Raw genomic sequence first — 8,269 nt, 5'->3', positions numbered from 1 at the left:
CGGCGGGGGCGAGGAAAGGGCGCCCTCAGTCCAGGTAGCCCCTCAGTTGGTCCGCGAAGGCGTGGTCTCGGAGTTTGTTCAGGGTTTTGGACTCGATCTGGCGGATGCGTTCCCTCGTGACACCGAAGATCCGGCCGATCTCCTCCAGCGTGCGCGGCCGCCCGTCGGCCAGCCCGTAGCGGAGTTGGACGACCTTCCGTTCCCGCTCACCCAGCGTCGACAACACCGCTTCCAGATGCTCCCGCAGAAGCAGGAAGGCCGCCGACTCCACCGGACTCGTCGCGTCGCCGTCCTCGATCAGATCGCCCAGGGCCACGTCGTCCTCCTCGCCCACGGGCGCGTGGAGGGAGACGGGTTCCTGGGCGAGGCGGAGGACCTCACTGACGCGCTCGCCGGGGAGGTCGAGGTGGGCGGCCACCTCGTCGGGAGTCGGTTCGTACCCGCGCTCCTGGAGCATGCGCCGCTGCACCCGGATCACCCGGTTGATCAGTTCGACCACGTGGACCGGGACACGGATCGTACGGGCCTGGTCCGCCAGGGCCCGGGACATGGCCTGACGGATCCACCACGTGGCGTACGTCGAGAACTTGTACCCCCGGGCGTAGTCGAACTTCTCGACCGCCCTGATCAGCCCCAGGTTCCCCTCCTGCACCAGGTCCAGCATCGTCAGCCCGCGCCCGACGTAACGCTTCGCCACCGACACGACCAGCCGCAGGTTCGCCTCGATCAGCCGCCTCTTGGCCATCCGGCCCATCACGACCAGCCTGTCGAGGTCCATGGCCAGCTGGGTGTCCAGGTCGGGGGTGTTGCCGAGCTTCTCCTCCGCGAAGAGGCCGGCCTCCACCCTCCGGGCCAGCTCGACCTCCTCGGCGGCCGTGAGCAACGGTATGCGGCCGATCTCCCGCAGGTACTGGCGGAACAGGTCCGAGGAGGGCCCGGCGGTGTCGGTGCGCCCGCGCGGCGGCTCCACCGGTTCCACGACCTCCACGGCTTCCACGGTCTCCGGGGGGTCCGCCGCTGCCGCTGTCTCCACGGCACCGACCGGCGGCTCGTCGAACTCCGGCGGGCCCTCCGGCTCCGCCTCGGGGTGGTGCGCGACCCGGCTCTGTGAAGGCACCGCCGAGATGACGGCGGTCTCCGCGTCGGGCTCCGTACTGTCCGTACTGTCCGTACTGTGCTCGTTCTGCGTGAGGGTCTGGGTCTGCACGGGGGCGACCTCCAGGAATGTCGCTGCTGAAGCATGCGGCAGCGGTACGTCGGGGATGGCGACGGCCTCACCGCCGTCCATCCCGTAGTCATTGAGCGGAACCGCGGGGGTCTCGGACCCACCGGGGGCGGGCCGGCCGCGCTCCGAGGACTCAGGCACCGGACCCAGTGTGGAGTACGACACATCGCTGCCACGAGGGGCGTGCGATGACTTTTTGCGTCCGGTCCGTGACCGCGTGGTTACCCTGGCGTACGAGTGCGCTGCTGAGAGGGTGTGAAGCACCTTGAAGGGCGTACGGGATTGGCAAGTGCGCCCGGGAGCTGCACGGCTTCGTGGGGCTTTCGTGGGGCGCCTCAGAGCGCTTCCGCGCCCCGCTCCCGCAGCGCCTGGTCGTACTGCTGGAGGACCCACAGCTCGTTCTGCACAGAGGCGAACTGGGCCGGGTCGGCGTGCTGCCCGAGGCGGGTCAGGGTGCCCTGGACGTCACGGACGCGGCGCTCCACGGCGCGCCTGCGTACGGTGACCAGCTGCTCGCCCGCGTACAGCTCGTCGACCGCCTTGCGCATGATGGCCTCGACCGCGAGCTCGGTCACCATGGCCCGGACCGTGTCGTCCGGTGCGGCCTCGCGGACCCTGACCAGGTACTCCTGCGGGTCCTGCGTGCCGTAGTCGGCGCCGCCCGCGTCCATGATGGTCTGACGCACGGCCGCGTACGGCGCCGCGGTGAACTCGTCGACCCCGTACGCGTCGAACGCCGGGGAGACCAACTCCGGGCGCTGGAGGGCGAGTTTCAGCAGCTCACGCTCGGTGGCGTAGACGGGGTTGCGGAGGGTGAGCGCGGGGCCGGTCATGGCCGGGCGGGGGGCCGCCTCGTACTGCTGGGGTGCCCGGGACGCCGGCGCGGGCGCCCTGCCGCCGCGCTCGCGGGCCCAACGCGCGAGCTGCGCCACGCGCTTGACCACGAACTGCGTGTCGAGGATGCCGAGCATGCCCGCGAGCTCCACCGCGACCTCGTGCTGGGCGCCGCTGTTCTTGATGCGGGCGACGACCGGTGCCGCCTCGTCCAGGGCCGCGGCGCGCCCCGCCGGGGTCTCCAGGTCGTAGCGCGCCACGATCTGGCGCAGCGCGAACTCGAACAGCGGGGTGCGCGGTTCGGCCAGGTCCGCGACCGCCTCGTCCCCCTTCGCCAGCCGTAGCTCGCAGGGGTCCATGCCGTCCGGTGCGATGGCGATGTACGTCTCGGCGGCGAACTTCTGGTCGTCCTCGAAGGCGCGCAGGGCCGCCTTCTGGCCGGCCGCGTCGCCGTCGAAGGTGAAGATGACGCGGGCGCTGCCGTTGTCCATGAGCAGGCGGCGGAGGATCTTGATGTGCTCGCCGCCGAAGGCCGTGCCGCAGGTCGCTATGGCGGTGGTGACGCCCGCGAGGTGGCAGGCCATGACGTCGGTGTAGCCCTCGACGACCACCGCGCGGCTGGACTTGGCGATGTCCTTCTTCGCGAGGTCGATGCCGTACAGGACCTGGGACTTCCTGTAGATGGCCGTGTCGGGGGTGTTGAGGTACTTGGGGCCGTTGTCCGCCTCGTACAGCTTTCTCGCGCCGAAGCCCACCACGTCGCCGCCGATGTCGCGGATGGGCCACATCAGGCGCCCGCGGAAGCGGTCGATGGGGCCGCGACGGCCCTCCTGCGACAGCCCGGAGAGCAGCAGCTCCTTGTCGGTGAAGCCCTTGCCGCGGAGGTAGCGCGTGAGGTGGTCCCAGCCCTGGGGGCTGTAGCCGACGCCGAAGTGGACGGCGGCGGCCTGGTCGAAGCCGCGCTCGGCGAGGAAGATCCGGCCGGTGTCGGCCTCGGGGCTCGTGGCGAGCTGTTCGGCGTACCACTCGGCGGCGATCTTGTGTGCCTCGACCAGGCGGATGCGCTCGCCGCGCTGGTGGGACGGGTTGTACCCGCCCTCCTCGTACCGCAGCGTGATGCCGGCCTGCGCGGCGAGGCGCTCGACCGCCTCCGAGAAGGAGAGGTGGTCGACCTTCATCACGAACGTGATGGTGTCGCCGCCCTCCTGGCAGCCGAAGCAGTGGAAGAGCCCCTTGCTCGGGCTGACCTGGAAGGACGGCGACTTCTCGTCGTGGAAGGGGCAGAGGCCCTTGAGATTGCCCCCGCCCGCGCCCCGCAGCTGGAGATACTCGGACACCACGGCGTCGATCGGAACCGCGTCCCGAACCGCCTTCACGTCCTCGTCATTGATCCGTCCTGCCACGGGGAGATTCTACGGGGGAGCACGGACACATCCGGGGCACGGGAGCGCCCCGTCAGGGGCGCGGGGAACTGCGCGAGCAACCACGAACAACCCGCAGTCGCCCGCCGTCCCCACCCCCCTGACGCCTAGGCGATCAGGCTCTCCAACGAAACATGCGGATCCGCCAGCGCCTCCACATCCACAGACGCCCTCGCCCGGATGAGGGACTGAATCGGCCCAGTGACGTCCCACACATTCACGTTCATCCCCGCCAGCACCCTCCCCTCCTTCAGCCAGAACGCGATGAACTCCCGCTTCCCCGCATCCCCACGGATCACCACTTGGTCGTACGACCCGGGCGGCGCCCATCCGGAGTACTCCATCCCCAGGTCGTACTGGTCGGAGAAGAAGTACGGCACCCGGTCGTACGTGACGTCCTGCCCGAGCATCGCCCGGGCCGCGGCGGGCCCGCCGTTGAGCGCGTTCGCCCAGTGCTCCACCCTCAGCCGCGTGTCGAACAGGGCGTGCGGGAAGGACACCACGTCACCGGCCGCGTAGACGTGGGGATCGGACGTACGCAGCCGCTCGTCCACCACGATGCCCCCACCGTGCGCACGGTCGGCGATCTCGAGGCCGCAGGACTCCGCGAGCCCGATGCGTGGGGCGGCACCGATGGCCGCCAGGACATCGTGGGCCGGATGCTCCTCCCCCGTGTCCGTGCGCGCGGCCAGCACCATGCCGTCCTGGCCCACGATCTCGGTGAGCCTGGCGCCGAAGTCGAAGCGGACGCCGTGCTCGCGGTGCAGCTCGGCGAAGAGGTTGCCGAGTTCGGGACCGAGCACGCCGTGCAGCGGGGTGGACGAGGGCTCGACGACCGTGACCTCCGCGCCGTACTCGCGGGCGGCCGCCGCGACCTCCAGGCCGATCCAGCCGGCGCCCGCGATCACGAGGTGGCCGTTGTCGCGGCCGAGCGCGGTGAGGACGCCCTTGAGGCGTTCGGCGTGGGCGAGGCGGCGCAGGTGGTGGACGCCGGCCAGGTCCGTGCCGGGGATGTCGAGGCGGCGCGGCTCGGCGCCGGTCGCGATCAGCAGCTTGTCGTAGTGGACGAGGGTGCCGTCGTCACCGAAGCGGACGGTCCTCGCGGTGCGGTCGATGGCGTCGACGGTCTGGCCGAGGTGCAGTTCGATGTCGTTCTGCGCGTACCAGGAGGGCTCGTGGACGAAGACGCTGTCGCGCTCCTTCTTGCCCAGCAGATAGCCCTTGGAGAGGGGCGGGCGCTCGTACGGGTGGTCGCGTTCGTCGCAGATCAGTATCACGCGGCCGGTGAAGCCCTCCGTCCGGAGCGTCTCGGCCGCCTTGGCGCCGGCCAGACCTCCTCCGACGATGACGAATGTCTGATCCGCGTCGACCACTTGTTGCCTCCTGCCGGGGGTCTGGGGGTGGACCCCAGATGAACATTGCGCCAGTTGAACTTTGCGGATGTCGCCACAAGCGAGCGTCCCGCACGGAGCGTGATGCGGGAAGAGGGAGTGGCCCGATCAGGCCACGCAGGGTCACACCTGTCCCCCTCCAGGGTCACTGGTGTCACATGTGCCCGGTGAGTCTCGCGTGCAACGTGCGGGCCGAGGCATCGGTGAGGGAGGCGATCTGATCGACGATCACACGCTTGCGCGCGCGGTTGTCGGCCGCCTCGTCGAACAGGGCACGGAACTGGGGTTCGAGTCCGTCCGGTGCGCGGGCGGTGAGCGCCTCGGCGAGTTCGGCGACGACGATCCGCTGGTCGGCCCGGAGCCGCTCCTGCTCGGCGCGCTGCATGACGTACCGGTCGGCGACGGCCTTGAGTACGGCGCATTCCAGCCGGGCCTCGCGCGGGACGACCAGCTCGGCCGCGTACCGCGTGAGCCGTCCGCTGCCGTACGCCGATCGGGTGGCGCCCTCGGCGGCCAGGCAGAAGCGGCCGATGAGCTGGCTGGTGGCGTCCTTGAGGCGGGACTGCGCGAGGGCCGTTCCGTCGTAGCCGTGCGGCCACCACTCCTGACCGAGGAGGCGGTCGAGGGCCTCGGCGAGTTCGGCGGGGTCCGTGTCGGCGGGCACGTACCGGCCGAGGGCGACGGCGAAGACCGTCTGCCGCTCGGGCTCGGCGTGCAGAGCGCCCGGGTCGATGTGGCCCGCGTGCAGGCCGTCCTCGAAGTCGTGCACCGAGTACGCCACGTCGTCCGACCAGTCCATGACCTGGGCCTCGAAGCAGGTGCGGTCTTCGGGGGCGCCCTTGCGGATCCAGTCGAAGACCGGCCGGTCGTCCTCGTAGACACCGAACTTCGGGGAGGCGGGGGTGGTGGGGTGACCGCCGCGCGGCCAGGGGTACTTGGTGGCGGCGTCGAGGGCGGCGCGGGTGAGGTTGAGGCCGACGCTGACCAGGCGGCCCTCGCCGGACGCCGCCGGGTCGCGGACGAAGCGCTTGGGTTCGATGCGGGCCAGCAGGCGCAGGGACTGGGCGTTGCCCTCGAAGCCGCCGCAGTCCTCCGCGAACTCGTTCAGCGCCTGTTCGCCGTTGTGGCCGAAGGGCGGGTGGCCGAGGTCGTGGGAGAGGCAGGCGGCCTCGACGAGGTCGGGGTCGCAGCCGAGGGCGGCGCCGAGCTCACGGCCGACCTGCGCGCACTCCAGGGAGTGGGTGAGGCGGGTGCGGGGGCTGGCGTCCCAGGCCGGGCTCCGGGTGCCCGGTGTGACGACCTGCGTCTTGCCGGCCAGGCGGCGCAGCGCGGCGGAGTGCAGCACGCGCGCGCGGTCGCGCTGGAAGGCGGTGCGACCGGGGCGCTTGTCGGGCTCCGGGGCCCATCGCTCGATGGCCGCTTCGTCGTAGGCGTCGGGCGCGATGTTGTTCTCGTACGCCCCCTGTGTGGAGGGCGCGGTCGCCTGGGGTTCGGTGCCTTCTGCCTGGGGTGCGTTGGATGCGGTGCCTTCCATGCCCCGACAGTAGACGCAGGGGCTGACAAACGGGGCGTTGCGGTCCGGTCAGGCGGGGTGTGGCGTCAAGCCGTGGCCAATGCCGGTTCCGCGACCGGGTACGGGGCCGTGGCGGCCTCGTCGTAGCGGTGCAGGACCAGGCGGGCCATCGCCGGGTGGGCACCCAGGGGTCCGGCGGCGATCCAGGGGGCCGCGTCGGCGCACTCGGTGGCGAAACGGCCGGAGGCGGTGAAGTAGGAGGCGACGGCGACCCGGTGGCGGCCACGGGCGGCGAGGGCGCGCACGGCGTCCGGGACGGTGGGAGCGGCGGCGGAGGCGTACGCGGGCACCACCGGGACGCCGAGACGCTCGGCGAGGAGCTCCGCGGTGCGGCGGGCGTCGACGGCGGCGTCCGGGTCGCGGGAGCCCGCGGCGGCGAGGACGACAGCGCTCGACCGGCGCTCGGCCTCGGTCGCCGGTGTGTGCCACCCGGCCTCGACGAGCCGCTCGTACAGGGTGTCCACGAGGAGGGAGTGCGGGCCCAGGGGCGGGGCGAACCGGGCGCGCACCCGGGACGCGGCCGCCATCTCCGGGATGTCCTGCTTGACGTGGTAGCCACGGCTGAGGAGCAGCGGGACCAGGACGGCCTCCTGGTCGCCGAGGGCGGCGAGGGTGTCGGGCAGCAGGGGCTCGTTGAGCTCGATGTGCCCGAGATGCACGGCCAGGCCGGGCCGCAGCTCGCGGACACGGTCGATGAGTGCGTGCACGGTGGCGAGGGTGCGCGGGTCGCGGCTGCCGTGCGCCACGAGGACGAGCGCGGGCGGCACGGGCCGTACGGGGCGCCGGGTCCCGTCGAGCGCGACGAGGCTGAGCTGGCTGGCGAGCTGACTGCTGATCCGGTTCATGATGTGCGCCGTACTGTCGAGGTGAGCGCCACGGAGCGGCTGGCCGCCGGGGCAGGGCTGGGACTCGTCGCGGGGAGCGGGAGCGTCCGACTTACGCGTCGCCGTCATGAACCGATGGTCGCGGCAGGACGTTGCCGAGCCGTTGCACGCGAATGACGGGTGTTTTCCGAGGGTTCACGGTGGGGTGGCCGGTGTGTGTGAGGAGCGGTGACCTGCGGTTTTGTTCGCCGTGAGTGAACCTCGTCACGTGGTCGGGGCGAACCGGATCGCTGCGCGCGGCGTCTTCGTTGGTCGAAACGGCGGGGGCTGTCGGGGTGACGGAAACCTGCCGGACACATGGATCAGGGGGCCGTCGTCATGCAGCTGCCGCGCTTGTCGTGCTTGCCGCGTCTCCGTCGGCTGCGGTTGTGGCTGCGGTTGCGGCTGCGGCTGCGGCTGCGGCTGCCGCGGACTCGTGCCGGGCAGCGGCGGGTTGTGCAGGTGGTGATGTCGCTGTGCGTGCTGGCGCTGTTGCCGGCGACGTGGATGTTCGTCGTGGCGGGTGATCGGCTGCGGACCGTCGACAGCGTGCCGCGGACCGACGTGGCCGTGGTGTTCGGGGCCGGGCTGTGGGACGGCGAGCCCTCGCCGTACCTCGCGCATCGGCTGGACGCGGCGGCGGAGCTGTATCGGGCGGGGCGTATCGAGGTCGTGCTGGTGAGTGGGGACAACAGCCGCGAGGACTACGACGAGCCGGATGCGATGCGGGCGTACCTGACGAAGCGGGGGGTTCCCGATGCGCGCATCGTCAGTGACTACGCCGGGTTCGACACCTGGGACTCGTGTGTGCGGGCCCGGAAGATCTTCGGCGTGGATCGGGCGGTGCTCATCAGTCAGGGGTTCCACATACGGCGGGCGGTTGCGCTGTGTGAGGAGGCGGGGGTGCGGTCGTACGGGGTCGGGGTTGATGATCGGCATGATGCGACCTGGTACTACGGGGG

The 8,269-nt window shown here is 71.4% G+C and carries 6 protein-coding genes; 1 reads left to right on the top strand and 5 read right to left on the bottom strand.

The window, feature by feature from the left end:
* Window positions 1-25: 25 nt before the first annotated feature.
* The 5 genes from FNH08_RS37855 to FNH08_RS37835 all read right to left on the bottom strand — a co-directional run bounded on the left by FNH08_RS37855 (window position 26) and on the right by FNH08_RS37835 (window position 7,397).
* Window positions 26-1,366, bottom strand: a complete 1,341-nt coding sequence (locus tag FNH08_RS37855; protein ID WP_322726141.1) for an RNA polymerase sigma factor — start codon at window positions 1,364-1,366, stop codon at window positions 26-28.
* A 194-nt stretch (window positions 1,367-1,560) separates the two neighbouring features.
* Window positions 1,561-3,462, bottom strand: a complete 1,902-nt coding sequence (gene dnaG / locus FNH08_RS37850) for a DNA primase (protein ID WP_322726140.1) — start codon at window positions 3,460-3,462, stop codon at window positions 1,561-1,563.
* 125 nt (window positions 3,463-3,587) lie between these two features.
* Window positions 3,588-4,853, bottom strand: coding sequence for an NAD(P)/FAD-dependent oxidoreductase (locus FNH08_RS37845; RefSeq protein ID WP_322726139.1), 1,266 nt, complete (start codon window positions 4,851-4,853; stop codon window positions 3,588-3,590).
* 172 nt (window positions 4,854-5,025) lie between these two features.
* A complete protein-coding gene (locus tag FNH08_RS37840; RefSeq protein ID WP_152776057.1) occupies window positions 5,026-6,405 on the bottom strand; it encodes a deoxyguanosinetriphosphate triphosphohydrolase in 1,380 nt (459 codons plus the stop codon).
* Window positions 6,406-6,470: 65 nt separating this feature from the next.
* The gene (locus FNH08_RS37835; RefSeq protein WP_152776056.1) at window positions 6,471-7,397 is read right to left on the bottom strand and encodes a sirohydrochlorin chelatase; all 927 of its coding nucleotides are present in this window, start codon (window positions 7,395-7,397) and stop codon (window positions 6,471-6,473) included.
* Window positions 7,398-7,775: 378 nt separating this feature from the next.
* Here FNH08_RS37835 and FNH08_RS37830 point away from each other — a divergent pair.
* On the top strand, window positions 7,776-8,269 hold a 494-nt coding region (locus FNH08_RS37830; protein ID WP_228034599.1), incomplete at its 3' end, for a SanA/YdcF family protein.

It is taken from the genome of Streptomyces spongiae (assembly GCF_009377185.1).
In the GTDB taxonomy this organism is placed as follows: Bacteria; Actinomycetota; Actinomycetes; order Streptomycetales; family Streptomycetaceae; genus Streptomyces; species Streptomyces spongiae.
This window is presented reverse-complemented; position numbering and strand designations above follow the sequence as displayed.